A 26,300-nucleotide genomic window follows, 5' to 3' on the forward strand; every position below is an offset into this window, starting at 1 on the left:
TTGCTGGGGCTGCTGCGCAGCCCATCGCGACACAAGGCCGCTCCTACAGGGGGCCGTGGCAGGCATGAGGTTCAGTCAAAACTGCACATCCAGTATCACACTGTCGGAATAAGTTGCCGCCGGCGGCGTAGCCTGGTCGGTATAGACCTTGGCGTTGTAGTTGAACACCTGGCTACCCGTGCCGGTACCCGCACCGGGGTTTACGTCGGCATCCGTGCTGGAACGCCTGGCAGCCCCCGTTGCCCCCCAGCGCACCGCCCCTGCGCTCTTGAAAATGTCATAAGCGAGGTAGTTGTTGGCCGACGACTTCATCCGTCGCCGTCCGCTGGCCACGTTCTGCCCGTCATCCAGCCCCACCGTGTAGTTGCTGCCCTTGGTGCACGCAACATTTATGCCCTGGCTCACCGTGCCAAACCCTGCCACCACAGGCGCACTGGCGAAGCTGATATTGGGTGTGGTGATCTGGCAATCATTGGTCACTGTCATGCTCACCGTCAGCGGCTTGGTACCAGTGCCTTGGTCAGTCCCGATACAGATGCCGCCTAACCCAATCCCATCGCAGTACTTCCAGGTCCACTCGACATTGAGGGTTTCCTGGTAGAGCCCCGCCGCAACGTTGGCGTTGATCTGAGTGCGCATGTAGAGCGGCACGGCTTTGGGTGTACCGTTGAGCAACCCCAGCAAGTCGAGGATGCCGGTGGTCCTGAACTCGAAGCCGGTACCCCGCGTGATCGGATAGGTGGTGGTGGCGTCAGCGTACAGCGTGTAGGGGATGACATCTCCGGTGGGCCCTACCAGGCCGCTGGTGGCCGAGGTGATCTTCACCACGAAGGAATCGGTACTGCTCAGCACACTAAGCACCGAACCGTTGCACTGCAGGCCCGAATTGGCACTGGAAGCCGTCTGCACCGTGGTACGTACCTGGGTCGAGTTGAGCGAGCCGAATGCCGCTGCCGAAGTCGCTACCGATGTGCACTTGGCCCAGGCCGGGCCCGCACACAGCAGCAAGGCATACGCCCACACCCTGCCCCTGCAGGCCTTCATTTGCACACCAGGGGGCCGACCAAGGGGATCGAGCCTTGTACCTCAGGCAGATCGAACACCGCCTCGCAATGCCCACCACCTTCCAGCTCCACCTGCAGGCGGTTGTGCGCCGCCAGGTTTTCCAGATACACCAGGCCATCCCAGCCCACCACTGCCTGGCTGCCACTTTCTTCATGGGTGACACGGCTGCCCAGCTTGAGCACTTGCTGGTTGCCATCCACCAGCTCGATGCTGGCCGCCATGACGCGTTTGAGCGGGAACTCCAGCAAGTAGCCGCTACCCCGGCGCACGGCCACACGCTGCTCCACCTCCGCTGCAAGGATGTCCGGTGGCAGGTCCATGGGGTCGATCTCGTACTTGCCGCGGTAGTAACCGCTGCTGTACGGCACCAGCAGGTGGCCCCCGGCATCGGTGCGCCCGACTTCCTGGTTTTCGTAGCGTACTGGCACATCGGCGTAACCGCCGGTACTGACCACCACGAAGGCATCATCGATGCGGTTGGCAGCGAACAGCCCGGCATCCATCCACACCAGCGAACCACTCGCATCGGCCCAGCGGGTCATCTCGCCGCTGCTGCCATACACACCCGCCTGCAACTGTACCGACTGCAAGCGCCAGGTGACGTCGGCCTGCCGGTAGGCATCACGGTCGCTGCCTGCGGCGTAACCCAGGTTGTAACCGACACCGCCACCTACCGGCACCGCGCGGCTGTAGTTGACTCGCTGCAGGCTTTCGCCTTCGTTGCTGCGTTCCATGCCCAGGGCCAGGGTGCCGTGCAGGTCGAACGGGATCACCAGTTGCGCCTGCACTGCCCACTGGCTGTCGCCGACCTCGCGGTTGGCTGACAGGTACATACTGCTGCCACCCCACAGCGGCCTGCTGTAGCTCAGGTTGATCAGCCGGGTGCGCGTGCCATCACCAGCTCGTACGTCGAAGTAACCGGCGCCCACGCTGCCGTACTCGTTCAGGTTGAGGCTGAGGGTGACCTGTTCGCTGCTTTTGCTCAGTTGCATGTCCGGGGAGTCCACCCGGGTCAGGTCGGCGTAGTCGCCGTGACGTTGCAGGCGCTGGTAACTGAAGCCGATACGCTGGCTGTTGTATTGGTAGCCCAAGGCAACCTGGTGGCCCTTGTCACCGTCGAACCGGCTTTGCGCCAAGGCCGCGTTGAGCACGCCAAAGTTGCCCAGGCGCATGTTGCCGCCCAAACCACCAAGCATCAGCGACTCGGCAGTTTCGGCGTGGGTTTCCAGGGTGAAGGTGTCGCTGAGCCCATAGCGCAGGCTGCCCGAGGCCACACCCGGCCCATAGCTGAAGTCGCGCACGGCGTAATCACGGCGCAGGCTACCGGCGGCCACCGAGTAGTCCGACAGACCCTTTTGCAGCAGGCTGCTGGTGACATAGAACGGCAAGGTGGTCGACACCTGCCGGCCTAGGGCGTCCGTGGTGACCACCACCGCCTCCCCGGCACCGTTGATGAACGGCACGTTGGTCAGGGTGTACGGGCCTGGCTGCAGCTCGGTGGTGCTGGACTTGAAACCGTTTATGAACAGGTCGAGCGACGTCGGCACCGCTGCTTCGCCTGCGAACGCCGGCAACGGATAGGTGACCAGATCGGGGCGCGCAGCGAAGTCGCGCGACAGCTGCACGCCGCCCACCCGCACCGAACTGCTCCAGGGCAAGGCGCCGGTCACGAAGTCACCGGCTTCGTAGGTCAGCAGGCGCTGTTCGTCAGTAAAGCGCCAGGTAGTGTCGTAACGCATGAAGCCTTGGCGCGTATCGTCCGCCTGTGCGCCATTGAATGACTGGCGCCATTGCCCGGTACTGGAGAAGGTTCCCCAACTGTCGAACAGGCGCAGCTCGTTCCAGGCTGCCAGGTAGGTGCCGCCTTCATCGGTGTCGTTCAGATACAGGTCGTAGTTGAACAAGGCGCCGAAACTGCTGCGCGCGTCGCTGGCCGGGTACAGGTTGCGATCACCCACTTGCTGGTCGGGCAACCAGGCCGGCGGCACCTGTAGCAGCAGGCGCTGGTTCTGGCTGTCGTAGTCGGTGTGCAGCCCCGCGATGCTGTCCAGCGCCACCTCGCCTTGGGGGTTGCCCGGCAAGGAAATACCGGCTGCCCGCAGTACGTCGCTGCCCAGGTACAACTGCCCGGCCCGCTGCTGCACCGGCACCAGCTCAGCCCTTGGCATCTGGTTCACCACCAGGTCGAGGTACAGGGTAGCGTCGGCGATGGCGGACATCTCCGTGGGCGGCGGGGGCAGGTCGTCGGCCAGCGCCAGCCCAGGGCTGACCATGACCAGCCCCAGGCACCAGCGGCGCGTCGTCGCCGAGAGCCATTTCACACACGGTTTCCAACCATTGCCGGGTCCTCCCTGGCCCCTGCACTGCATTCAGTCGTTGACTCATTGGCCCTGGCGGATAGCGTCCGCCGCGCTCTGGCCATTGACCCTGCCCTTCAATACGCTGCCGCTGGTAGACGCCACGGGGGCAGGCCAGCGCATGCTGGCCCCCGGCAGCACATAACCCAGCAGGCCTTCAGCCAGGGGTTTGCTCTGGCTGCCTTGCTGCACCACCACATCGGTCAGCCGCGCATGCACGGGGCCTGTGTTGCGCAGTTCAACGTAGGGTTTGCCCTGCACCGTCACCGGCCGCCAACTGAGCTGGGGCTTGCCCACGCCTTCGGCATTGCCTTTGCCTTCAGGGTCGGCCTTGCCCAACAGCCCCTCGCCATAGACGAACAGCGGCACCGAATAGCGCATCTGCAAACGAATGGCCGCAGTAGTACCGGGCTCGGCCTTGTCGACCGGGATGGCGGGCGGGATCTCGTCGATGATGATGCGGTAGGCCTGTTCCTGACCGGCAGGTGAAGGGCCGGTACGGGTCAGGCGGATCAGCTGCTTCTGCCCGGGGGCAATGTTGGCGACCGGCGGGCTGCCGATGATCTCGCGCTGCGCCTGGAACTGCTCCTGGTAATCACCCTGGCGCCAGGCGAATACCCGTACCTGCAAATTGGCCGGCGCAGTGCCACGGTTTTCCAGCCACAGTGCACCGGCCTTCTGGTCGGCCTCCAGTACCGGGTCGATCGGCCAGATCAGCACCGAGGTGGCCGCCCCGGCCGGCAGGCTCGCCAGCCACAACAATCCGATCAATCCACGCGCCCACTTCGCGCCTGCCCGCATGCAGCTCTCCTTAGACACTTGTCGTTGGTGGCGCTGGCGTTTACCAGGTCACCGTCACTTGCACCACATCGGTGTAGGTCCCTGCCGGCAGCACGCCGGTCAGCTGGACCCGCCCGTACACCGGCAGCTTGATCGCCGTCGGGTCGGAATAGCTCACGGCCACGCTCTGGCCGATTCCCAGGCTCTGGGTGTAGGCCGCGTCCCGGTACAACTGGTAGGCCAGCACTTGCGTGCCGCTCGTTCGCTTCAGGTTGCGTGTGCCACTGGCACTGTTCTGCCCGCCGTCCAGGCTCATGCTCATGGCTACGCCCGGCGTGCACTGGAAGGTCACTGTAGAGCCACCCAGCGAGGTGCTGAGCAACCCCGTGGAAAGTGCCGACTGCGAGCCATAATTCAGCGTCCCGTAACTGGTCACACCGCCCATCACCAGGCACCCGGCAACAATCTGCGCCGTCACCGTAAAGGTACTGGTCGTCACCGCCCCCAACGGGGCAGCCAACAGCAAGCCGACTCCGCTCAGGCCACCTGCCAGCCAGCCGCGCATGGGTCAGAACGACAGTTCGACCGAGATCGTGTCGCTGTAGACCCCTGCGGGCAGCCCCGCCTTGCCCACGGCCTTGCCGTAAAGGTTGACAGTCTGGGCCACGCCAGTGCTGGTCGGCAGGGTGATGGTGCCGTCGATGGCCAGCAGCGTCGTACGCCCGGTGTCGGTGTACAGGTCATACGGCACAAAGTTGCCGGCCCCATCGGCAAGCGCACGGGTGCCACCGCTCGACTGGCCGTCATGCAGGCCTGCGCGCACTTTGACCACAGGCACCGTACCCGCCGAGCACAGGATGCTCATCGCACCACCCCCGCCTCCCAGCACCTGGGCATTGGCGGTCACGAACAAGGCATCCTGGGTACCGAAGTTCAAGGCACCGAAATTGAGCCCCGACGTGCCCGAAGTACCATTTACCTGGCACGCCGAGATCAGCGTCAGGGTCGAGTTGATGCTGCCGGTCACCGTGGCGGCCTGGGCCTGGGAAGCCAGGGCCAGGCCCAGGCCTGCGAGCATGCAGCATGAAAGGTTCGTTCGCATCGGAGTCTCCTTGCGTGGTTACCAGTCCAGGGTCACTCTGAGGGTGTCGCGGTACAGCCCGGCCGGCAGTGCGCGAGGTTGCGCCACCACCACACCGTAAATGGGAATCGGTACTTGCTGGGTGCTGTTGATGGTGAAGGCACGCGCCTGGCCGATGACGTAGCGGCTGTTGCCGCCCGGGTCGACCGCCAGTTGATAAGGGATCAGCTCTCGGCCGTTGCTCAGCCGGCGCACGCCGTCGTCGCCATTCAGGCCGCCATTGATCCGTACATTGAAGGCCCGTACTTCGGGCGTGCAGCTGATCTGCAGGGAGCCCGCGCCGCCCGCTTCGTCAACCCGGCTGCGCAGCGGCTGGTCCCAGTTCGGGCCACGCTCGCCAAAGTCCAGCAGCCCCGGGTTGCCCAGCACAGCCGGTTGCGTATCGTTGCTGCTGATCTGGCAGGCTGCGCTGATCACCAAGCGCGCCTGAATGAAACCGGTGGCGCTGCCATGCGCCGCGCCACCGGGCACCAGCAACGGGCCAAGGGTGAGCAACAGGATCGAAGTGCGGTTCATGGCGTGGCGTCCTTGTGCATGGTGGCGTCCCTACCAGGTGACCGTGACTTTCAGCAGGTCGGCGTAAACCCCTGCATTCGGCACCCAGGCCAGCTTGTCGATGCGTGCGTACAACGGCAGCTCGACCGATCCGCTGCTCGGCACCCTAGCCGACTGGGCGACCCCCACCGCCAGAGGCTCACGCCAGGCAGCGTCGCGGTACAAGCGATAAGGGATGGGCCGAGCCGTGCGGTCGTCGCTGGCCAGGTAGCGCAGCTCGCCGACGCCGCCATGCTGGCCGCCATCGACGCGCACCTGATAGGGGGTGTCCGGGTTGCACTCAAGGCGCGGCGGGCGCTGGCTGAGCAGAACGCCGCTCAACGGCGCGCCGGGGCCGTCCAGGCGTGCCGCCGTGCCCAGGTCGATCCGGCCCAGGGCCTGGGCTCCCGCGTCGCGAGTCTGGTTGACCAGCATGCAACCCCGCTGCACCAGCACCCGCACTTCCACGAGAAAATCCGCTGCCACGGTAATGCCGCTGAACAACAGGCCCAACAACGCGGCCACTAAGCGCTCCGTCACCTTATTATCCTTGTCGAAACGTCCTGAACAGAGCGTAGCAGCGAGGCCGCGCAACGGTGGCGGCCTCAAGCCGTTTTTTGGTATTAGCGATAAAGCGATAGCGCCCCTTTAAAAAAAGCTGGAACGGCACAGAACCCCAGGCCATCCCCGTGCCTCCAATGGCCGAGGGCCGGTAAATGTGCCTGGTTTCTGGTAGGGTGAACCACGTTCCTCCAGCGCCAGGCGCCAATGCCATACATGGACGGACATGACAGGAGCGTTTTCATTGATGACTGCAGACACCACGCTGGCAGAAGCCATGGAGCGCTGTGCCCGGGAACCGATCCACGTGCCGAGCAGCATCCAGCCCCACGGTTTTCTGCTGGTGCTGGACCCCATCGACCTGTGCGTGCTGCAGGCCAGTGAAAACGTTGAACACTGGCTGGGCTTGCCGGCCCGTGAACTGATCGGTTGTCCCTTCGCCAACCTGGTCCGCGATGGCTTTGACCTGCACGCGCAGCTCGCACGGCTGCCCGAAGATGAAGTCTTCCCCTTCCACATCGGCGACATGCGCTTGCGCCAAGGTGCGCCGTACGGCAACCCGCTGCATTTGCTGGTGCACGGCCACGACGAAGTACTGATTGCCGAATTCGAACCCCCTCGCCTGTCGCCGGAGCTGGCCGGGCAAGGCGACTATTACCCGCTGGTGCGCAACTTTGTCGGCAGCCTGCAATTAGCCAGCAGCCTCGAAGACCTGCTGCAGCAAACGGTGTTGCAGCTCAAGCGCATTACCGGCTTTGGCCGGGTCAAGGCGTACCGTTTCGACGCCGAGGGCAACGGCCAGGTACTGGCCGAGGTAGCCGACCCAGGCTACCCCGGTTACCTGGGGCTGTGCTTCCCGGCCGCAGACATCCCGCGCCAGGCGCGCGAGCTGTACCGGGTCAACCGCATCCGCGTAATCGAGGATGCCAACTACCAGCCCTCGCCCCTGCTGCCGGCCATCAACCCGCGCACCGGCAAGGCACTGGACATGAGTTTCGCCGCGCTGCGCAGCGTCTCGCCGGTGCACCTGCAGTACATGCGCAACATGGGCACGCTGGCCTCGATGTCGCTCTCGATCGTGGTCGACGGCGAGCTGTGGGGGTTGGTGTCCTGCCACCACCAACAGCCGCGCGCGGTGGACCTGCGTACCCGCACGGCCTGCGAGTTGCTGGCCAGTGTGCTGTCGCTGCAGATCGAGTCCCGCGAGTCCCATGCCAGCACGCGCAAGCTGCTAGCGTTGCGCCAGCACATCGTGCGCATGATTTCGTCGATGGCCGATCACGACAGCGTCAGCGACGGCCTGCGCGACCTGCCCCAGGTGTTGCTGGCCTTTGCCGGTGCCCAGGGCGCCGCAGTCATCTCGGCCGAACGCTGTGACCTGATCGGCGAGACTCCGCCTGAAGCCCAGGTGACCGCGCTGGTGCACTGGCTTGGCCAGCGCGGCGAAGACACGGTGTTCCACAGTGACAACGTGCGCCGCGACATCATTGACCTGCCCGAGCTGGCCACCCATGCCGGTGGTGTATTGGCGGTGGCCATCTCGCAGATCCACTCGCACTACTTGCTGTGGTTCCGGCCCGAGCAGGTGCGCAAGGTGAACTGGGCCGGCCAGCCGACCAAGCAGGTCGGGCCGCAGGGCAACCTCGACCCGCGGCACAGTTTCGAACGCTGGCAGGAAGAACTGCGCGGTTATAGCGAGCCTTGGGACCCGTTGGTGATCGAGGGCGTGCTGGAACTGCGCACCGCCGTGCTTGGCATCGTCCTGCGCAAAGCCGAAGAACTGGCACAGCTGGCCGGCGATTTGCGCCGCTCGAACAAGGAACTCGAAGCGTTTTCCTACAGTGTTTCCCATGACCTGCGCGCCCCCCTGCGGCACATCGCCGGCTACACCGAACTGCTTGGCGAAATGGAAGGCCAGGGCCTGAGCGAACGCGGCAAGCGCTTTCTGCAACATATCGGTGAAGCGGCGCACTTTGCCGGCACCCTGGTCGACAACTTGCTCAACTTCTCGCAGATGGGCCGCTCCGCCCTGCGCCTGTCCGACGTCGACCTGAACGCGCTGGTCGAAGCCATTCGCAGCGAACTGGCCCCCGATTACGAAGGCCGCGCAATCGTTTGGGACATCGCCCCGCTGCCCAAGGTGATCGGCGACCCGGCGTTCATCAACATGGCGTTGCGCAACCTGATCGCCAATGCCATCAAGTACACACGCGGCCGTACACCGGCACACATCGGCATCAGTGCCGTACAGCATCCTGGCGAAACCGAGATCTGCATCCGCGACAATGGCGTGGGCTTCGACATGGCCTATGCCAACAAGCTCTTCGGCGTATTCCAGCGCCTGCACCGCATGGAAGACTTCGAGGGCACAGGGATTGGCCTGGCAAGTGTGCGCCGCATCATCGAGCGCCATGATGGCCGGGTCTGGGCCGAAGGCCAGATCGACCAGGGCGCAAGCTTCCACTTCACCCTCCCCCGAAACACTGCTACCTGAGGCACCGCTACCATCATGCTCAAACCCATCCTGCTGGTCGAAGACAACCCCCGGGACCTGGAACTGACCCTGCTGGCCCTGGAGCGCAGCCAATTGGCCAACGAGGTCATCGTGCTGCGCGACGGCGCCGACGCACTTGACTACCTGCTACGCCGCAACGCCTATGCCGCACGCGATGACGGCAACCCTGCCGTGCTGCTACTGGACCTGAAACTGCCCAAGGTCGATGGCCTGGAAGTGCTCAGGGAAGTACGCGCCACCGCCGAACTGCGCAGTATCCCCACGGTGATGCTGACTTCCTCGCGGGAGGAGCCCGACCTGTTGCGCGCCTATGAACTTGGGGTCAACGCCTACGTGGTCAAACCGGTGGATTTCAAGGAATTCGTCGCCGCCATCTCCGACCTCGGGATATTCTGGGCAGTGCTTAACGAACCGCCACCCGGCTCACTGCGGCTGAACCGTCGCGGTAGCAATTGAGGCCGCCGCAACGATGCAGCAAACACCATTGAACCTCCTGATGGTCGAAGACAGCTCGATGGACGCCGAGCTTACCCTCATGCGCCTGGAACGCAGCGGGCTGCATGTGCAGTCACAGCTGGTGTTCGACCATGTGGGTGTCGAACATGCCCTGCGCGAGGCGCGCTACGACCTGATCCTGTGCGATTGCGTGCTGCCGGGTTCGTCTGGCACGGAGGTGCTGGCCATCGCCCAGCGCCTGGCACCGGACACTCCGTTCATCTTCCTGTCCGGCATCTACGGCGAAGAGCACGCGGTGGAAATGATCCGCCTGGGCGCCACCGACTATGTACTGAAGAAAAACCTGCCACTGCTGCCCAAGGCCGTACGCCGGGCACTGACCGAAGTACAGGAACGCCAGCGCCGGCGCCGCGCCGAAGAGGCCCTGATCGACGTCGAAGCACGTGCGCGGATTGCCATCGACGCCGCCGGCATGGGCACCTGGGACCTGCGTCCGCAAGAGCGTCTGTTGCTCTGGGATGACCGCTGCAAGACCCTGTTCGGCCTGCCTGCCAGCACCCAAATGACCCTTGAAGTGTTTTACGCCGGTATCTACCCCGACGACCTGCCACTGGTACGTGAGGCGGTGGAACACGCCATGCGCCCGGAAAGCGGCGGCCGCTACCGGGTCGAATTTCGCATCGCGCCACCCAACGGCCTGGAACCGCGCTGGTTGCTCAGCAGTGGCCAGAGCCAGTTCGTCGATGGCCAGTGCGTGCGCTTTTCCGGCGTGCTGCAGGACATCAACACGCAACGCCTGGCCACCCAGGCGCTGCGTCAGCTAAACGAGATGCTGGGGGAAAGGGTCGAACGCCGCACCCGCGAACGCGACCGTGCCTGGGAGCTGTCGCAGGACCTGCTGGCCGTGCTGAACAAGGACCTGACCCCAGTCGCACTCAACCCCGCCTGGGAAGCCAGCCTGGGCTTCTCCCGCGAGCGCCTGAGCCAAACGTCGTTGCTCCACCTGCTGCCCGAGCCCGACCAGGAACTGCTGCTGACCGAACTGGCTGCCCTCGCCCATGGCCGTACCAGTGTACGTTTCGTCGGCCGCATCCAGCATGCCGGCGGCCAGCAGCGCTGGCTATCATGGGTGGTGGTGCCGGAAGACACCCTGCTGTATGTGGTGGCACGCGACATCACCAGCGAGCGCGAAGCCGCCCTGGGCCTGGCAGAAGCCAACGCCCGCCTGCGCGAACAGATCAACGAACGCGAACGCATCGAGGCGGCGCTGCAGCAGATGCAGCGGCTCGAAGCCGTCGGTCAGCTGACCGCTGGCGTGGCGCACGACTTCAACAACCTGCTGACGGTGATCCTCACCGGCGCCAGCTTCCTTGAGCGCGACCTGGCCAAGGCCAACCTGGACAAGGCGCGCACGCGCCTCACCCACATCCGCGAAGCGGGCGAGCGTGGCGCCAAGCTGACGTCGCAGCTGCTGGCCTTCTCGCGCCGCCAGCGCCTGGAGCCGGTTGCGCTCAACCTCAACCAGACCCTGGCCGGCCTGGAAGAGCTGTTGCGCCGTACCCTGGGTGGCAACGTCTCAGTGCGCCTGGACCTGGACCAGGCCCTGTGGCAGGCACTGACCGACCCCACCCAGACCGAGATGATCATCCTCAACCTGGCGATCAATGCCCGCGATGCCATGCCTGACGGCGGCCAGCTGACCCTGACCACCCGCAACACCCGCATCGATAGCCGCCCGCAACGCCCGGAAGACCCTGACCTGGGCGAGTACGTGATGCTGAGCATCCGCGATACCGGCTGCGGCATGAGCGAAGACGTGCTGACCAAGGTGTTCGAGCCGTTCTTCACCACCAAGGACATCGGCAAGGGCTCGGGCCTGGGCCTGGCCCAGGTGTTCGGCTTCGCCAAGCAGTCCGGGGGAGGCGTGCGCATCGACACCGCGCCTGGCCACGGCACCCAGGTGGCGGTGTACCTGCCCGCAGTAAAGGACCAGGCCGTGAGCGAGCCGGTGGTACCGATGCCCAGCCAGTCGGTGAGCGAAAGCGGCCGCAACCGCACGGTGCTGCTGGTGGATGATGACCATCTGGTGCGTGACATGCTGGGCGACGTGCTGCGCCAGTATGGCTACCAGGTGCGTCAGGCGCACAGCGGCGAACAGGCATTGGCGTTGCTGGACAACGAGATCGACCTGCTGCTTACCGACTTCGCCATGCCGGAATTCAACGGCGCGCAACTGGCGCTGGCGGCCCGCGAAGGGTTCCCTCATCTGCCGGTGGTGTTCCTGACTGGCTATGCAGAGTTACAGGGGCTGGAGTTGCCGGGCAGCGTGGTGATCCAGAAGCCGGTGCAGGGGGATGAGCTGGCCAGGGTGCTGAACGAGATGCTGGGCATTGCCGGGTAACCCGCGACTGCAGGAGCGGCCCGGCAAGGCCGCTCCTGCAGCAATCGTGTGACGGAATTAAAAATACGGAAACGACAAAACCCAGCGCTTATCTTTCTAAGCACCGGGCAGATACGTTTGAATCTGGAAAATGGCAGGGGCGGCTGGATTCGAACCAACGCATGGCAGGATCAAAACCTGCTGCCTTACCGCTTGGCGACGCCCCTGTATCGGATGCAGCATTCGCTGCTCTGACAATTCCAAGTGAGTGACAACTGGGTTGTTGTCTTGGAATGCGCGGCACTTTAACAACAAACTTTCGGTCTGTGAACCCCCTGATGAAAAAAAATTGCCAAAAAACAGCGGGTTAGTCATTTCAGCGTTGTGGCCGTGACCATCCGTCGCTTTCCCTCCGCTTCGCTTCAACACAATCGCATTCCTCCCTTCCAATCAGATAAGCCCATTGCATTGACCAAGGAGGACCTCATGCCTGTCTCCCACGACCTCTACCAGGACCTGCACTACCCGCGTGAAATCGTCCAGCAACGCCGCCAGCAGGACAAGGCGCTGGACCGGCTGCTGGATGAGTACATGGACATCGACAACCAGGTGCTGGCCGCCGAATCGATCTCGGCAGGCAACTTCGTCGACGAAGACCTGCGCCACCTCAAGGAGCGCCGCCTGGCAGTGAAGTACATGATCGAGCGCCAGCTGGAGCGCAAGGCCTAGGCAAATGCCGGTGTGCAGCCTGACCTATCGCATGAAGTGATCATTGCCGGTCACTTTCTGTATTAGTCAAAATGGCCGCCCTCGGGCAAGCTGCACGCTGCCCTGCCATCGCCCAAGGAGCGTTGCTTTTGTCTGCCTGGATCCCTGCCCCACTGCGCCAGCTTGGCCAGCGCCTGCGCGGCGCGCCCGCCAACCAGAGCGAACTGCTCGACTGGTTCGAGGACAAAGCCCGAAGCCGGGGTTACCAGCTGAGTAATGGCCAGCGACGGGTGATCCACAGCATGGCCGAACAACTGGCACTGCTCGAACAAGGCCAGCCGCGCAGCCTGTACCTGTACGGCTCGGTGGGGCGCGGCAAGAGCTGGCTGCTGGATGGTTTCTTCCAGGCGGTGCCGGTCGAGGCCAAGCGCCGCCTGCATTTTCATGACTTCTTTGCCCGCCTCCACCAGGGCATGCACCGCCATCGGGCGCTGGACGATGCGCTGGGGGCGACCCTCGACGAACTGGTGGGTGGCTGCCAGGTGCTGTGCTTCGACGAATTCCACGTGCATGACATCGGCGATGCCATGCTGCTTACCCGCCTCTTCAACGCCCTGTTCGCACGCGGCGTGTCTCTGCTGGTGACCTCCAATTACGCACCCGAAGGGCTATTGCCCAACCCGCTGTACCACGAGCGCTTCCTGCCGGTGATCCGCCTGATAAACGGGCGCATGCAGGTTCTGGAAGTGGGTGGCGACACCGACTTCCGCAGCTTGCCGGCCAACCGCGAGCACCAGCGTTTTACCCAAGGCCACTATGTTTGGCCAGGGACGGCAGCCCAGCGCCAGGCGCTGGGCGTGCCGCACGAGCAGCCGGTAATACTTGAGGTGAACAAACGCCCCCTGCGCGCACAGGCCATCGATGGCCGGCGGGTGGTGCTTGGCTTTGACGATTTGTGTGAAAAGGCCACGGCGGTGATCGACTATCTGGCGCTGGCGCAGCAGTACGATGAATGGATCATCGATGGGCTGGATGACCTGGCGGAATGTTCGCTGGCGGCCCAGCAGCGCTTCGTCAACCTGGTGGATGTGTTGTATGACCAGGACCGACAGGTGACAGTGATTGGCAAACGGCCGCTGGAAGAGAGCCTGGGCGGGCCGCTTGCCGACCTGATGCGTACCCGCAGCCGGCTGGGGCAACTGCACCAGGTAGCCCCCTAGCACTGCATTGCCCGCACCGGCCTCATCGCCGGCAAGCCAGCTCCTACAGGTACGGCGGAGGCTTCAGGGCCTGTGATGAACCTGTAGGAGCTGGCTTGCCGGCGATGAGGCCCTGAAGGTCAAAGCATCAACCCGCCCTGGGCAAATCCGCCAGCACCGCCTCGATCTCCCCAAGCACCGCCGGGTCATCCAGGGTCGAAGGCGGCACATAGTCCTGCCCATCGGCAATCTTGCGCAGCACCGCGCGCAAGATTTTCCCCGAGCGGGTCTTGGGCAACCGCTTCACCAGCCGAACCCGGTTGAAACAGGCCAGCGGGCCAATCGCCTCGCGCACGCTCCCCACCAGGTCCACCAGCAACTGCGCCTCGGCAATGCCCTCGCCGTCCTTGAGCACAACCAGCGCCAACGGCACTTGCCCCTTGATTTCATCGTGCACGCCAATTACCGCACACTCGGCCACTGCCGGGTGGCAGGCCACCAGGTCCTCCATTTCGCCGGTGGACAGCCGGTGCCCGGACACGTTGATCACGTCATCCGTGCGCCCCATGATGTAGACAAAACCGTCATCGTCCAGAAAGCCGCCGTCGCCGGTGTGGTAATACCCCGGGTAGGTGCGCAGGTAAGCCTGCATGTAACGCTCGTGGTCGCCCCACAGGGTCTGGCTGCACCCGGGTGGCAGTGGCAAGGCGATGACGATCGAGCCCTGGTGGTTGGGGCCCAGCAAGTGCCCCTCGTCATCCACCACACGCACGTGGTAGCCCGGTACCGCCCGGTTGCTTGAGCCCGGCTTTGCCGCACTGCCTTCCAGCCCCACACAGGGCGCGGTGACCGGCCAGCCGGTCTCGGTCTGCCACCAGTGGTCGTGCACCGGTTTGCCAGTGACCCGCTCCAACCATTCATGCGTGCTGGAATCGAGCTTCTCACCTGCCAGGAACAGCTGGCGCAGCGAGCTGAGGTCGTACTGGCGGATCAACTCGCCCTCCGGGTCTTCCTTGCGGATGGCACGCATGGCGGTGGGCGCACAGAACAGCGCGTTGACCTTGTATTGCTCCACCACCCGCCAGTAGGCCGAGGCGTCCGGGGTGCGGATCGGCTTACCTTCGTAGAACACCGTGGTACAGCCGCTCATCAGCGGCCCATAGACGATCAATGAATGGCCGACCACCCACCCGACATCGGAAATGCCCCACCACACGTCGCCGGCCTGCATACCGTAGATATGGCGCATGGCATAGCACAGCGCCACAGCATTGCCGCCGTTTTCCCGGACGATGCCCTTGGGTTTGCCGGTGGTGCCTGAGGTGTACATGATGTACAGCGGGTCGCCGGCATCCAGCTCCACCGGTGGCACCGGCTGGGCGCCGGCCAGGGCTGCCAGCCAGTCCAGGTCGCGGCCTGGCTGCAGTTCAGCCTGCGCCTGGGGCCGTTGCAGCACCAGCACATTGCGCGGCTGGTGCCGGGCCAGCTGCAGGGCGCGGTCGACCAGCGGCTTGTAGGCAATCACCTTGTCGAATTCCAGCCCGCAGGAGGCCGTCAGCAGCAGCGCGGGCCGGGCGTCATCGATGCGCAGGGCCAACTCGTTGGCGGCAAAGCCGCCGAACACCACCGAATGCACCGCGCCAATCCGCGCGCAGGCCAGCATGGCCATGGCCGCTTGCGGCACCATGGGCATGTAGATGATCACCCCGTCGCCCTTTTGCACCCCTAGCTGGCGCAGCAAACCGGCCAGGCGCGCCACTTCGTCGCGCAACTGGTTGTAGGTACAGGCCTGCTGCACGCCAGTGACTGGCGAATCGTAGATCAGCGCCAACTGCTCGCCACGGCCCTGCTCGATCTGGTGATCGAGGGCCAGGTAGCAACTGTTCAGGCGGCCATCGGCGAACCAGCGGTGGGTACCGTCGGCGTTTTCTTGCAGGGTCAGGGCAGGCTTGCGGTGCCAGGCCAGGTGCGCGGCCTGTTCCGCCCAGAACGCGGCAGGGTCGGAAATGGAATGGGCGTAGCTGTGCTGGTAGCTCATATCGAAGGGAACCCGGTACTTGTTGTTATTGAAGGGCGAAACCTGAGTATGGACCGCTACACCCGCGCCGCCATGGGACTAAAGTCACAACCGACCTGCAAATTTGCAGACAACGCAAAAGCGCCCCATAACGGTGCAAAGCCTCTAGAATAGGCCACCCTTCAGCCACCGAGCAGCCCATGGATATCGATCAGGCCCGAACCTTCCTGGAAATCGTGCGTTGCGGCAGCCTGGTCGCCGCCGCCGAACGCCTGTTCGTGTCACAAACGGCAATTACCGCCCGGGTGCAGCGCCTGGAGCAGCAACTGGGCTGCCAGCTGTTCGTGCGCAGCCGCAACGGCGCCAGCCTGACCAGCGATGGCGAGGCATTCGTCAGTTATGCCAACCAGCTGGTACAAACCTGGGAAGCGGCGCGTCGTGACCTGCCGCTACCCGAGGGCTGCCAGCAAGTGCTGCATGTGGGCGGTGAAGTGAGCCTGGGCAACCCGATGATGCTCGACTGGGTCAGTGCCCTGCACCGTGAACTGCCCAGCCATGCCATCCGCAGCGAAGTGAGCGACGGCGAGTCGCTGCTGCGCAAGGTCGAAATGGGTTTGCTGGACGCCGCGCTGGTGTACCAGCCGACCTACGGCCCGGGCCTGCAGGTGGAACAGTTGATGGAAGAGAAGCTGATCCGCGTGCGCCGGGTCGACCAGCCAGAGCCCTATATCTATATCGACTGGGGCGAGGCCTTCCGACGCCAGCACGATGCCGCCCTGCCCGACTGCGCCCGCCCAGCGCTCAGCTTCAACCTGGGCCCACTGGCCTTGCAGTTCATCCTCGATCAGGGCGGCAGCGGTTACTTCCGCACGCGGGTGGTGCAGGCGTACCTGGACAGCGGCCTGTTCGAACGGGTGCCGCAGGCGCCGGAATTCACCTACCCGACCTTTCTGGTGTACCCACGCAAACGCGACAGCGAAGCCCTGCAACAGGCCTTCGCCATCCTGCGCCGGCTGGTAGCCGCCGGCGCCAGCGACTGGTCACAACGCTGGGATCCGGTTATCTGAAGCCTCGGCTTTGCTGAGCAGCTGGCGCTTGAGGCCGGCGATCAGGTCGGTCTGGGTAATCACCCCCACCAGCTGGTCGGCATCGAGCACCGGCAGGCAATGCAGGCCCTGCTCGCACAGCAACGGCAGCAGGCGCTCAAGCGGGTGTTGACTGCTGACACTGACCACCCGCCGGCTCATCACGTGCTCCATGCGCACCGCCTTGCGGCCGAACAGACCGCGCCAGCTGAAGCGGCCACGCTGCATCGCCGGGCCAACCAGGTCGCTGAGGCTGACGATACCCACCAGCTTGCCCTGCTGCAGCACCGGCAGGGTTTTCAGGTGATGGCTGGTCAGCATTTTCCAGGCCTGCTCCAGCGTGGTGTCAGGCGTGGCGAACTGCACATCGCGCGACATCACCGAGGCCGCAGTGATACCGCCAAGGCTGCGCTGCAGGGCGTGCTGCTCGGTGGCGAGGATGATGCGTTCCAGCTCGTCACGGGTGACATCGACGAACTCACCCAGCTCTTCCAGAGCCTGGTCCAGGTCCTCGCCACGGATGCCGACCCGCTCACTGGGCAGTGGGTCATGGGTGTGGTGCAAGTCTTTGCGCGGCGCTACGCCCTTCGGGTAGCGCACCCCGGTAAGGCGGTTGTAGATAACCGCCACGCTCACCAGGATCAGTGCATTGAGCAGAATTGGCTCAAGCAGGTGGTCACCCATGGCGGTCAGCCCTGAGTCGGCCAGCACTGCACTCACCGCCACCCCGCCACCTGGCGGGTGCAAGCAGCGCAGCAGGCACATGACCAGGATCGAGATGCCCAAGGCCGCAGCGGCCACCCACAGTTCCGGGCCGAAGCCTTGGCGCATGGCCAGGCCGACCGCGCCCGCCAGTGCGTAGCTGCCCAGCACCGGCCAAGGTTGGGCCAATGGGCCGGAATGCACGGCGAATACCAGCACTGCCGAGGCCGCCAGCGGGCCCAGCAGGTGCAAGGCGATGCCGGGGCCATAGGCCATGCTGGTCAGCCAGCCAGCCAGGAACAAACCGAGCAACGCGCCGATTCCGGCACGCAACCATTCTTTTGGAGAGGTATTCAGGGGCGCCGGCAACAGGCGCTGCAGACGGCTTTCGGAACGCGAGGCAGACATTTAAGTAATCGGGATCTTGGTTTTTTCTAATTAAAAAGAAAGCCCAGCCGAGCTGGCCTGGGCCTCGTATTGCGCGTGCAATACCGCAAGGGGCTCCGTCCGTGGAGAGATGGAAACCGCAGGGTTTCATGAGGGGGATTTTGCCGGGTGGAGGGAAATTGGGCTAATTCAAAAAACTGCGGCTGTACTGCAATTTTTTTGCAGTACTGACATGGCTTCGGCGGATTGGGTACACCTGTGGGAGCGGCCTTGTGTCGCGATGGGCCGCACAGCGGCCCCGGCATTACCGAGCCTTGCGCGGCAGGTCGATGCTCACACGCAACCCGCCCAGCGGGCTCTGTTCCAAGGCCAGACGCCCGCCCCAGGCGTCGACGATATCGCGCACGATGCCCAGCCCTAGCCCATGCCCGTCCACCTGCTCGTCCAGCCGCGAGCCACGCTCCAGCACCTGCAGCCGTTGGCTCTCAGGGATGCCTGGGCCATCGTCATCGACCCACAGCTGGTAACCCCCGGCATTCGGCGCAATGCTTATTCGCACCTCGCTGTCCGCCCATTTGCAGGCGTTGTCCAGGAGGTTACCCAGCAGCTCCAGGAAGTCCTCGCGGTCCCACGGCAGCAGCAACCCGGGTGGCACGTCCCTGGCCAGTAGCAAGCCCTCCCCGTGAATCATGCCCAACGTGCTCAGCAACCCCGGTAGCTCGGCGTCGCAATCGAACTGCGCGCCCGGCAGCGCATCCCCTGCCAGCCGCGCACGGTTCAGCTCTCGCGCCAGCCGTTGCTGAATCTGCTCAAGCTGCTCACGCATCTGCGCGCTTACCTCCGGCAGATCCTTCAGGCGCGCGCTGGAGGCCAGGCTCAATAGCACCGCCAGCGGCGTCTTGAGCGCATGCCCGAGGTTACCCAGGGCATTGCGCGAACGGCGCAGGCTGTCTTCGGTATGGCTGAGCAAGTGGTTGATCTGCCCTACCAGCGGTGCCAACTCACTGGGCACCTCCTCATCCAGCTGCGAGCGTTGGCCCTGCTGCAGCTGGGCAATCTGCTGGCGTGCCCGCTCAAGCGGGCGCAGCGAGCGGGTAACCGTGATGCGCTGCAGCACCAACACCAGGATCAACGCCACCAGACCCATGCCCAGGCCGATCTGCTGCATGCGCCGGAAACCTTCGCGCACCGGCGAATAGTCCTGTGCCACACTGATCGAAATGTCCTGACCCAGGCGCCGGTAGTCGGCGCGCAGGGCCAGCAGTTGCTGCCCTTCCGGGCCGAGTTCATGGCTATCGGAAAGCCCGGGCGCCGATGGTTTGGGCATGTCCATGTCCCACAGCGAACGAGACCTCCAGGTACCTTTGTCAAAATCGATGCGGAAGTAGTAACCGGAAAAGGGCCGTTGGTAGGCAGCCGAAATACGCCGCTCATCCAGCTGCATGCCGGACGGCCCACGCACCAACGCCACCAGCAGGTTCTCGCTTTCCTTGCGCAGGCCGTTTTCCAGGTAGCGTTGCAGGCCAGCTTCGAACAGCCACAAGGTCAGTTGCGCCAGCACCACGCCGACCACCACCAGCACCGCCACCAGGCCCAGGCTAAGGCGCGCCTGGATCGACTTCACTCGGCGCTCCCGGCATAAATGTACCCTTGCCCGCGACGGGTCTCGATCACGCTACGGCCCAGCTTGCGCCGCAGGTGGTTGACGTGCACTTCCAGCACGTTGGAGTCGCGCTCGGTTTCACCGTCGTAAAGGTGCTCGGCCAAGTGGCTCTTGGACAGGATTTGCTGCGGGTGCAGCATGAAGTAACGCAGCAGCCGGAACTCGGCGGCGGTCAGCTGCACATCCATGCCATCACGGCTCACGCACTGACGGCTTTCATCCAGGTGCAGCCCGGCTGCCTCCAGTTTCGGCTGGTTGGCCAGGCCCCGGGCACGGCGCAACAATGCCTGGATACGCAATTGCAGCTCTTCCGGGTGGAACGGTTTGCTCAGGTAGTCATCCGCGCCGGCCTTCAGCCCTTCGATGCGCTCGGCCCACGAGCCACGGGCGGTGAGGATCAGCACCGGCGTGGCCAGGCCGGCCGCGCGCCACTGAGCCAGCACGTCCAGGCCCGGCAAGCCCGGCAGGCCAAGGTCGAGAATGATCAGGTCGTAGGGTTCGCTCTGGCCCTGGTAAACCGCGTCGCGGCCGTCGGCCAGCCAGTCCACGGCATAGCCCTGGCGCTGCAGGCCGGCGGTCAGTTCGTCGGCCAGCGGTACATTGTCCTCGACAAGCAACAGGCGCATTCAGTCGTCTTCCTCGTCTTTGAGCAGGGCGCCGGTGCTGGCATCGAGTTTGATCTCGCGCACCACACCTTCAACCGTCAGCAGTTCGACTTCATATTCGTAGCGATCGTCGTCTTCTTCCAGCTCGGCTTCCAGCAGACGCGCCCCGGGGTGACGCCCCAGGGCGGTTTCCAGCAATTGCTCGAGCGGCAGGATGACGCCCTTCTGACGAAGCTTCAGGGCTTCGTCCTGGTCAAGGTCGCGGGCAGCGGCCAGCGAGCACACGGCCAGCAGCGCCAGCGCGAGGTAGCGCGCCGGCCGCGGTAAGTGGATCATCAGTTGTCCCGCTCGTCCTTCAGCACTTCACCGGTCTTGGCGTCCAGCGCCACGTCCCACTCGACGTTCTGAGTGTCGCGCAACTCGACCTTGTAGATGTAGCGACCGTACTCGTCTTCAAGCTCCGAGTCGGTGACGGTGGCGCCGGGGTGCTTGGCCACAGCGGTGGCTTTAAGCTCGTCCAGCGACTTGATGGTCTTGGCGTTGACCAGCTTGACCACTTCGTCAGGCTGTACATCCTTGGCGAAAGCGGCATTGGCACCCAGGGCGAGGGCAGCGGCGGCGAACAGGGCAGTCAATGTTTTCATCGTTCTTCTCTCCTGAGAACTGTGTAAGTTGTCTACGGGGTTAAGACTAACCACCGGTCCTTAATTCAACCTGAAAACAGCTGGCGGCATGATAGCGCAGTTACGCCGCCAGCCAGCCTCGGTCTCCTGCAGGAACAGCCTTGTGCTGCGAAAGGGCCCGTGCAGGCACAACAGTTGTGTAGTCTGTACGGGCCCTTTCGCAGCACAAGGCTGCTCCTACAAGCCCAAGAGATCCGCCATGAGCGCCATCCACATCAAGTACCCCGCCCTCACCTTCAAGGCCGGTGACCGTGCCCTGCGGCTCATCCGCGAGCGCGGCCTGCAGGCAGCCGATGTCGGGGTGCTGCCAGGTGCGGCCGGTGGACCGAAGCCGCTGGGTATCCAGGGCCTGGACCTGGCACTGTTCGGCGAGTGGCTGCCTTCGGCGCCGCGCCAGCGCGCCCTGATTGGCGCCTCGATCGGTGCCTGGCGCTTCGCCAGCGCCTGCCTCGAAGACCCCATCGCGGGTCTGCGTCGCCTGGGCGAGTTGTACACCGAACTGGATTTCGCCAAGGGCGCCACCCCGGCGGAAATCAGCCACAGCTGCCAACGCATGCTCGACGACCTGCTGCAGGGCCGCGACGGCCAGCTGCTGGCCAACCCGCACTATCACCTGAATATCCTGGTAGTGAAAAGCCATGGCCAGCTCGCCCACGACCATCGCGGCCGCCTGGGCCTGGGCCTGGGTTCGGTGGTGGCCAGCAACCTGCTCGGCCGATCGCGCCTGGCGCGCCACTTCGAGCGCATCATCCTGCACGACGGGCGCGCCGCGCCGCCGCTCGACGCGCTGACTGACTTCCCCTCACGCTACCTGCCGCTGGACCTGGCCAACCTGCGCCACGCCCTGCTCGCCTCGGGTTCGATCCCCATGGTCATGCAGGGCGTGAAAGATATCCCCGGCGCGGGCGCCGGCACCTACCGCGACGGCGGCCTGCTCGACTACCACCTCGACCTGCCCTACCGCGGCGACGACCTGGTGCTGTACCCGCACTTCACCGACAAGGTGGTACCGGGCTGGTTCGACAAAGCCTTGCCCTGGCGCAAGGGCGATGCCACCCGCCTGCAGAACGTGCTGCTGATGACCCCTTCGCCGCAGTACCTGGCCGCCCTGCCCTACGGCAAGCTGCCCGACCGCAACGACTTCAAGCGCTTCATGGGTGATGCCCCCGGCCGCAAGCGGTATTGGTACAAAGCCATCGCTGAAAGCCAGCGCCTGGGCGACGAGTTGCTGGAGCTGGTCGCCACCGGGCGGCTGCATGAACGCCTGCAAGCCTTGTAACGGCCATGCTGGTAGACTGCGCGCAATATTGATTCACACAGAGTTAAGACAGCGTGGAAATCTTCAAGGAATTTACATTCGAATCGGCCCACCGCCTGCCCCACGTCCCTGAAGGGCACAAATGCGGCCGCCTGCATGGCCACTCGTTCAAGGTCGGCCTGCACCTGACCGGCCCGCTCGACCCGCACACTGGCTGGATCCGCGACTTCGCCGAGGTCAAGGCGATCTTCAAGCCGATCTACGAGCAGCTGGACCACAACTACCTGAACGACATCCCGGGCCTTGAAAACCCCACCAGCGAAGTGATCGCCAAGTGGATCTGGGACCAGGTCAAGCCGCTGATGCCGGAACTGTCGAAAGTGCGCATCCACGAGACCTGCACCAGCGGTTGCGAATACACCGGCGACTGATTCGCCACGTTCACTGGCTTCTTCGCGGGCTTGCCCGCTCCCACAGGATTGTCACTGCTATTGAGGGCTGTGGAGTTCCTGTGGGAGCGGGCAAGCCCGCGAAGAGGCCGATGGCATCACCCAAGAAGCTTCAGCCTTGCCCCTGCTCCAAGGCATCGCGCAGGAAGCTGGGGGCGATGTAGCGCTGGTAATGCGCTTCTGAAAGCAGGAAGAACTCGCGATCGATGGCATCGCGCAATTGCGGCAGTTCCCAGTCACGGAACTCCGGCAGCAACACCATGCCGTAGGCCTCCAGGTCACGGATCATCCGCGCCCCGCGGGCAATCAGCTGGTATGCCCAGCAATATTCCGACTGCTGCTCGACAAAGCGGATGGAGCGCTGCTCCAGTTGCTGGCGCAGCAGGCTTTTATCGAACACTTCCAGCTTGGCCATCATCACCTGCACCAGCAACTGCTCCAGGCGCAGCCACACCGCACGTTTCTGCGCGTCGTCGTAGCCGTTCCAGTTGATCACTTCGTGGTGAAAACGCTTGCAGCCACGGCACACCGTGTCTCCGTACACCGTGGAGCACAGGCCGACGCAAGGGGTTTTGATGGACTTGTTGGACATGAAAAACAACAGCTTGGCGGTGGAATACCGGCCCATGTTAGCCCTTTGTCTAACCAGGGTCACTCGTTAAAGTCATCTTCTGCGCCTTACCTTCGGGCTTTTTTTGCCGTAGAATCATCCGGCCTTTTCAAAGGCAACAATGTCCGTTGGAAGCTGTTTTCAAAGCGTCACGAGCACAGTTAATCCGGTAGAACGGCGTTGGCCCGGGCCATGCACCCCTCGCATGCCCGTGCCAGCCCTCATCAGCTCCCCGTTCTGCAGGCGTAAAACTTTGAAAGCAGCTTCTGTAAGGATTCTTTGCGACTCTGGCTGGGCGGCCCACAAAGCCGTGGCAGCGCATGGGTGCATTGAATGCTGGATAAGCGTCCCGGACCCCCTTTAGGGACCACTGATGAGGGAAATAACTGTGCTTGAAGCCTACCGCAAACACATCGAAGAGCGTGCCGCCCTGGGTATCGTGCCCCAGCCGCTGAACGCCGAACAAACTGCAGGCCTGGTCGAGCTGCTGAAAAACCCGCCGGCCGGCGAAGAAGCCTTCCTCGTAGACCTGATCACCAACCGCGTACCGCCAGGGGTCGACGAAGCTGCCTACGTCAAGGCTGCTTTCCTCTCTGCTGTTGCCAAGGGCGAAACCCAGTCGCCACTGATCGACCGCAAGCATGCCACCGAACTGCTCGGCACCATGCAGGGCGGCTACAACATCGAAACGCTGGTCGCACTGCTGGATGACGCCGAACTGGGCGCCGTCGCGGCCGAACAGCTCAAGCACACCCTGCTGATGTTCGATGCATTCCACGACGTGGCCGAAAAAGCCAAGGCCGGCAACGCTCACGCCAAGGCCGTGCTGGACTCCTGGGCTGCCGGCGAGTGGTTCACCGCCCGCCCGGCCATCGCCGAGAAGTACACCCTGACCGTGTTCAAGGTGCCAGGCGAAACCAACACCGACGACCTGTCGCCTGCTCCGGACGCCTGGTCGCGCCCTGACATCCCGCTGCACGCCCTGGCCATGCTGAAAATGGCCCGCGACGGCATCGAGCCGCAGCAGCCTGGTTCGGTCGGCCCGCTTGCACAGATCGAAGCCGTCAAGGCCAAGGGCTTCCCGGTTGCCTATGTAGGTGACGTGGTCGGTACCGGCTCCTCGCGTAAATCCGCTACCAACTCGGTACTATGGTTCTTCGGCGACGACATTCCGTACGTGCCGAACAAGCGCGCTGGTGGCTTCTGCTTCGGCACCAAGATCGCCCCGATCTTCTACAACACCATGGAAGACGCCGGCGCCCTGCCGATCGAATTCGACTGCACCAACCTGGGCATGGGCGACGTCATCGACGTTTACCCGTACAAAGGTGAAGTACGCCGCCACGAAAGCGACGAGCTGGTCACCAACTTCGAGCTGAAAACCGAAGTGCTGCTGGACGAGGTCCGCGCTGGCGGCCGTATCCCGCTGATCGTTGGCCGTGGCCTGACCGAAAAAGCCCGCGCCGAGCTGGGCCTGGGTGCTTCCGACCTGTTCAAGAAACCAGAGCAGCCTGCCGACTCCGGCAAGGGCTTCACCCTGGCGCAGAAAATGGTCGGCCGTGCCTGTGGCCTGCCAGAAGGCCAGGGCGTGCGCCCAGGTGCCTACTGCGAGCCGAAGATGACCACCGTCGGTTCCCAGGACACCACTGGCCCGATGACCCGCGACGAGCTGAAAGACCTGGCGTGCCTGGGCTTCTCCGCTGACCTGGTGATGCAGTCGTTCTGCCACACCGCGGCCTATCCAAAGCCGATCGACGTCACCACCCACCACACCCTGCCAGACTTCATCCGCACCCGTGGCGGCGTGTCGCTGCGCCCAGGCGACGGCATCATCCACAGCTGGCTGAACCGCATGCTGATGCCTGACACCGTAGGTACCGGTGGCGACTCGCACACCCGCTTCCCGATCGGCATCTCGTTCCCGGCCGGTTCCGGCCTGGTGGCCTTTGCCGCCGCCACCGGCGTCATGCCGCTGGACATGCCAGAGTCGATCCTGGTGCGCTTCAAGGGCAAACTGCAACCCGGCATCACCCTGCGTGACCTGGTTCATGCCATCCCTTACTACGCCATCCAGAAGGGCCTGCTGACCGTCGAGAAGAAAGGCAAGAAAAACGCCTTCTCCGGCCGCATCCTGGAAATCGAAGGCCTGGACGAACTGACCGTCGAGCAAGCCTTCGAACTGTCCGACGCCTCGGCCGAGCGTTCCGCTGCCGGTTGCACCATCAAGCTGCCAGAAAAGGCCATTGCCGAGTACCTGACCTCCAACATCACCCTGCTGCGCTGGATGATCGGTGAAGGCTACGGCGACCCACGTACCCTGGAGCGTCGTGCCCAGGCCATGGAAGCCTGGCTGGCCAAGCCTGAGCTGCTGTCGGCTGACGCCGATGCCGAGTACGCTGAAATCATCGAAATCGACCTGGCCGACGTCAAAGAGCCTGTGCTCTGCGCGCCGAACGACCCGGACGATGCCCGCCTGCTGTCTTCGGTACAGGGCGAGAAGATCGACGAAGTGTTCATCGGCTCGTGCATGACCAACATCGGTCACTTCCGCGCTGCCGGCAAGCTGCTGGACAAGGTCAAGGGCGGTATCCCGACCCGTCTGTGGCTGGCTCCGCCAACCAAGATGGATGCTCACCAGCTGACCGAAGAAGGCTACTACGGCATCTACGGCAAAGCCGGTGCGCGCATGGAAATGCCAGGCTGCTCGCTGTGCATGGGTAACCAGGCACGTGTGCAGACCGGTTCGACCGTGGTCTCCACCTCGACCCGTAACTTCCCGAACCGTCTGGGCGACGCCACCAACGTGTATCTGGCATCGGCCGAACTGGCTGCTGTCGCTTCGATCATCGGCAAGCTGCCGACCGTCGAAGAGTACATGCAGTACGCGAAAGACATCGACAGCATGGCTGCCGACGTTTACCGCTACCTGAGCTTCGACCAGATCGCGGAGTTCCGCGAAGCGGCAGCCAACGCCAAGATCCCGGTGGTTCAGGCTTAAGCTGAGTTACAGGCAGTAAAGAAAGCCCCGGCAGCGATGCCGGGGCTTTTTTGTTTCGGTCTGTACTGGCCCTATCGCCGGCAAGCCAGCTCCCACAGGTACTCCAAAGTTCTCAAGACCTGTGGAGTACCTGTGGGACTGTCTCTT

The 26,300-nt window shown here is 63.9% G+C and carries 23 protein-coding genes and 1 tRNA gene; 9 read left to right on the top strand and 15 right to left on the bottom strand.

The genetic code is table 11. From position 1 onward, the window contains the following. Positions 1-75: 75 nt before the first annotated feature. The 7 genes from JOY50_RS10800 to JOY50_RS10830 form a co-directional block, all read right to left on the bottom strand. Positions 76-1,044 carry a spore coat U domain-containing protein gene (locus tag JOY50_RS10800; protein WP_132846086.1) on the bottom strand — a complete coding sequence of 323 codons (969 nt, stop codon included), beginning with the start codon at positions 1,042-1,044 and terminating at the stop codon, positions 76-78. After that, positions 1,041-3,338 (bottom strand): fimbria/pilus outer membrane usher protein, encoded by a 2,298-nt coding sequence (locus JOY50_RS10805; protein ID WP_132846108.1) that lies wholly within the window; start codon positions 3,336-3,338, stop codon positions 1,041-1,043. The genes JOY50_RS10800 and JOY50_RS10805 overlap by 4 nt, the downstream gene beginning before the upstream one ends. 108 nt (positions 3,339-3,446) lie before the next feature. Continuing rightward, entirely contained in the window at positions 3,447-4,223 is a 777-nt protein-coding gene (locus JOY50_RS10810) for a molecular chaperone (protein WP_028613476.1), read from the bottom strand. 40 nt (positions 4,224-4,263) lie between these two features. Further along, on the bottom strand, positions 4,264-4,767 hold the full coding sequence (locus JOY50_RS10815) for a spore coat U domain-containing protein (protein ID WP_132846084.1): 504 nt from the start codon (positions 4,765-4,767) through the stop codon (positions 4,264-4,266). Between the two features lie 3 nt (positions 4,768-4,770). Further along, positions 4,771-5,304, bottom strand: a complete 534-nt coding sequence (locus tag JOY50_RS10820; RefSeq protein WP_028613474.1) for a spore coat U domain-containing protein — start codon at positions 5,302-5,304, stop codon at positions 4,771-4,773. An 18-nt stretch (positions 5,305-5,322) separates the two neighbouring features. Beyond that, complete coding sequence (locus JOY50_RS10825) at positions 5,323-5,859, bottom strand: spore coat U domain-containing protein (RefSeq protein WP_132846079.1); 537 nt, start codon at positions 5,857-5,859, stop codon at positions 5,323-5,325. 30 nt (positions 5,860-5,889) lie between these two features. Beyond that, entirely contained in the window at positions 5,890-6,417 is a 528-nt protein-coding gene (locus tag JOY50_RS10830; RefSeq protein WP_132846077.1) for a spore coat U domain-containing protein, read from the bottom strand. A 268-nt stretch (positions 6,418-6,685) separates the two neighbouring features. Here JOY50_RS10830 and JOY50_RS10835 point away from each other — a divergent pair, with 268 nt between their 5' ends. From JOY50_RS10835 to JOY50_RS10845, 3 genes are read left to right on the top strand one after another with little or no spacing between them, the layout of a single operon-like run. Next, the gene (locus JOY50_RS10835) at positions 6,686-8,932 is read left to right on the top strand and encodes an ATP-binding protein (protein ID WP_132846075.1); all 2,247 of its coding nucleotides are present in this window, start codon (positions 6,686-6,688) and stop codon (positions 8,930-8,932) included. 15 nt (positions 8,933-8,947) lie between these two features. Next, positions 8,948-9,409, top strand: a complete 462-nt coding sequence (locus tag JOY50_RS10840; RefSeq protein ID WP_132846073.1) for a response regulator — start codon at positions 8,948-8,950, stop codon at positions 9,407-9,409. Between the two features lie 13 nt (positions 9,410-9,422). Next, a complete protein-coding gene (locus tag JOY50_RS10845) occupies positions 9,423-11,810 on the top strand; it encodes a hybrid sensor histidine kinase/response regulator (protein ID WP_132846071.1) in 2,388 nt (795 codons plus the stop codon). Between the two features lie 131 nt (positions 11,811-11,941). On the opposite strand, the gene JOY50_RS10850 is transcribed toward JOY50_RS10845, so the two are convergent. Continuing rightward, positions 11,942-12,016 (bottom strand) — tRNA-Gln (locus tag JOY50_RS10850). 259 nt (positions 12,017-12,275) lie between these two features. On the opposite strand from JOY50_RS10850, the gene JOY50_RS10855 reads away from it, so the two are divergent. Continuing rightward, positions 12,276-12,518 (top strand): hypothetical protein, encoded by a 243-nt coding sequence (locus JOY50_RS10855; RefSeq protein ID WP_012271609.1) that lies wholly within the window; start codon positions 12,276-12,278, stop codon positions 12,516-12,518. A gap of 128 nt (positions 12,519-12,646) precedes the next feature. After that, positions 12,647-13,717 carry a cell division protein ZapE gene (gene zapE, locus JOY50_RS10860; RefSeq protein ID WP_243055175.1) on the top strand — a complete coding sequence of 357 codons (1,071 nt, stop codon included), beginning with the start codon at positions 12,647-12,649 and terminating at the stop codon, positions 13,715-13,717. A 127-nt stretch (positions 13,718-13,844) separates the two neighbouring features. Here zapE and JOY50_RS10865 read toward each other — a convergent pair whose 3' ends face one another. Further along, on the bottom strand, positions 13,845-15,734 hold the full coding sequence (locus tag JOY50_RS10865; RefSeq protein ID WP_138736878.1) for a propionyl-CoA synthetase: 1,890 nt from the start codon (positions 15,732-15,734) through the stop codon (positions 13,845-13,847). 179 nt (positions 15,735-15,913) lie between these two features. Between JOY50_RS10865 and JOY50_RS10870 the strand changes: the two genes are divergently transcribed. Next, a complete protein-coding gene (locus JOY50_RS10870; RefSeq protein WP_243055176.1) occupies positions 15,914-16,780 on the top strand; it encodes a LysR family transcriptional regulator in 867 nt (288 codons plus the stop codon). Here the strand turns inward: JOY50_RS10870 and JOY50_RS10875 are convergent. From JOY50_RS10875 to JOY50_RS10895, 5 genes are all read right to left on the bottom strand, one after another. Further along, entirely contained in the window at positions 16,754-17,908 is a 1,155-nt protein-coding gene (locus JOY50_RS10875) for an HPP family protein (protein WP_132846062.1), read from the bottom strand. The genes JOY50_RS10870 and JOY50_RS10875 overlap by 27 nt on opposite strands. A 283-nt stretch (positions 17,909-18,191) precedes the next feature. After that, positions 18,192-19,511: a sensor histidine kinase gene (locus tag JOY50_RS10880; protein ID WP_132846060.1), complete on the bottom strand. Its 1,320-nt coding sequence runs from the start codon at positions 19,509-19,511 to the stop codon at positions 18,192-18,194. Beyond that, positions 19,508-20,176 (bottom strand): response regulator transcription factor, encoded by a 669-nt coding sequence (locus JOY50_RS10885; protein WP_028613463.1) that lies wholly within the window; start codon positions 20,174-20,176, stop codon positions 19,508-19,510. Before JOY50_RS10885 ends, JOY50_RS10880 begins: the two co-directional genes overlap by 4 nt. Continuing rightward, positions 20,177-20,491, bottom strand: a complete 315-nt coding sequence (locus tag JOY50_RS10890) for a PepSY domain-containing protein (protein ID WP_016500524.1) — start codon at positions 20,489-20,491, stop codon at positions 20,177-20,179. Beyond that, positions 20,491-20,799 (bottom strand): PepSY domain-containing protein, encoded by a 309-nt coding sequence (locus JOY50_RS10895; protein WP_132846057.1) that lies wholly within the window; start codon positions 20,797-20,799, stop codon positions 20,491-20,493. Before JOY50_RS10895 ends, JOY50_RS10890 begins: the two co-directional genes overlap by 1 nt. Before the next feature lie 238 nt (positions 20,800-21,037). Here JOY50_RS10895 and JOY50_RS10900 point away from each other — a divergent pair, with 238 nt between their 5' ends. Further along, a complete protein-coding gene (locus JOY50_RS10900; RefSeq protein ID WP_132846055.1) occupies positions 21,038-22,117 on the top strand; it encodes a patatin-like phospholipase family protein in 1,080 nt (359 codons plus the stop codon). 53 nt (positions 22,118-22,170) lie between these two features. Further along, positions 22,171-22,527, top strand: coding sequence for a 6-carboxytetrahydropterin synthase QueD (gene queD / locus JOY50_RS10905; protein ID WP_012271598.1), 357 nt, complete (start codon positions 22,171-22,173; stop codon positions 22,525-22,527). 130 nt (positions 22,528-22,657) lie between these two features. Here the strand turns inward: queD and JOY50_RS10910 are convergent, their stop codons facing one another. Next, positions 22,658-23,137 carry a DUF1289 domain-containing protein gene (locus tag JOY50_RS10910; protein WP_165931650.1) on the bottom strand — a complete coding sequence of 160 codons (480 nt, stop codon included), beginning with the start codon at positions 23,135-23,137 and terminating at the stop codon, positions 22,658-22,660. Positions 23,138-23,543: 406 nt separating this feature from the next. Between JOY50_RS10910 and acnB the strand changes: the two genes are divergently transcribed. Next, positions 23,544-26,153, top strand: a complete 2,610-nt coding sequence (gene acnB, locus JOY50_RS10915) for a bifunctional aconitate hydratase 2/2-methylisocitrate dehydratase (RefSeq protein ID WP_028613458.1) — start codon at positions 23,544-23,546, stop codon at positions 26,151-26,153. Positions 26,154-26,300 lie beyond the last annotated feature (147 nt).

Origin of the sequence: Pseudomonas sp. BP01, assembly GCF_022760795.1 — a bacterium.
Classification (GTDB): Bacteria; Pseudomonadota; Gammaproteobacteria; order Pseudomonadales; family Pseudomonadaceae; genus Aquipseudomonas; species Aquipseudomonas putida_Q.

Excerpts from the sequence above, each read along its gene's own strand:
- JOY50_RS10820 (WP_028613474.1), bottom strand. The coding sequence starts at position 5,304 with ATGCGAACGAACCTTTCATGCTGCATGCTCGCAGGCCTGGGCCTGGCC.
- JOY50_RS10910 (WP_165931650.1), bottom strand. The coding sequence starts at position 23,137 with ATGTCCAACAAGTCCATCAAAACCCCTTGCGTCGGCCTGTGCTCCACG.
- JOY50_RS10875 (WP_132846062.1), bottom strand. The coding sequence starts at position 17,908 with ATGTCTGCCTCGCGTTCCGAAAGCCGTCTGCAGCGCCTGTTGCCGGCG.
- JOY50_RS10805 (WP_132846108.1), bottom strand. The coding sequence starts at position 3,338 with ATGGTCAGCCCTGGGCTGGCGCTGGCCGACGACCTGCCCCCGCCGCCC.
- JOY50_RS10890 (WP_016500524.1), bottom strand. The coding sequence starts at position 20,491 with ATGATCCACTTACCGCGGCCGGCGCGCTACCTCGCGCTGGCGCTGCTG.
- JOY50_RS10865 (WP_138736878.1), bottom strand. The coding sequence starts at position 15,734 with ATGAGCTACCAGCACAGCTACGCCCATTCCATTTCCGACCCTGCCGCG.
- JOY50_RS10900 (WP_132846055.1), top strand. The coding sequence starts at position 21,038 with ATGAGCGCCATCCACATCAAGTACCCCGCCCTCACCTTCAAGGCCGGT.
- JOY50_RS10815 (WP_132846084.1), bottom strand. The coding sequence starts at position 4,767 with ATGCGCGGCTGGCTGGCAGGTGGCCTGAGCGGAGTCGGCTTGCTGTTG.
- JOY50_RS10870 (WP_243055176.1), top strand. The coding sequence starts at position 15,914 with ATGGATATCGATCAGGCCCGAACCTTCCTGGAAATCGTGCGTTGCGGC.
- JOY50_RS10810 (WP_028613476.1), bottom strand. The coding sequence starts at position 4,223 with ATGCGGGCAGGCGCGAAGTGGGCGCGTGGATTGATCGGATTGTTGTGG.
- JOY50_RS10835 (WP_132846075.1), top strand. The coding sequence starts at position 6,686 with ATGACTGCAGACACCACGCTGGCAGAAGCCATGGAGCGCTGTGCCCGG.
- JOY50_RS10840 (WP_132846073.1), top strand. The coding sequence starts at position 8,948 with ATGCTCAAACCCATCCTGCTGGTCGAAGACAACCCCCGGGACCTGGAA.
- JOY50_RS10855 (WP_012271609.1), top strand. The coding sequence starts at position 12,276 with ATGCCTGTCTCCCACGACCTCTACCAGGACCTGCACTACCCGCGTGAA.
- JOY50_RS10845 (WP_132846071.1), top strand. The coding sequence starts at position 9,423 with ATGCAGCAAACACCATTGAACCTCCTGATGGTCGAAGACAGCTCGATG.
- JOY50_RS10895 (WP_132846057.1), bottom strand. The coding sequence starts at position 20,799 with ATGAAAACATTGACTGCCCTGTTCGCCGCCGCTGCCCTCGCCCTGGGT.
- JOY50_RS10885 (WP_028613463.1), bottom strand. The coding sequence starts at position 20,176 with ATGCGCCTGTTGCTTGTCGAGGACAATGTACCGCTGGCCGACGAACTG.
- JOY50_RS10800 (WP_132846086.1), bottom strand. The coding sequence starts at position 1,044 with ATGAAGGCCTGCAGGGGCAGGGTGTGGGCGTATGCCTTGCTGCTGTGT.
- JOY50_RS10825 (WP_132846079.1), bottom strand. The coding sequence starts at position 5,859 with ATGAACCGCACTTCGATCCTGTTGCTCACCCTTGGCCCGTTGCTGGTG.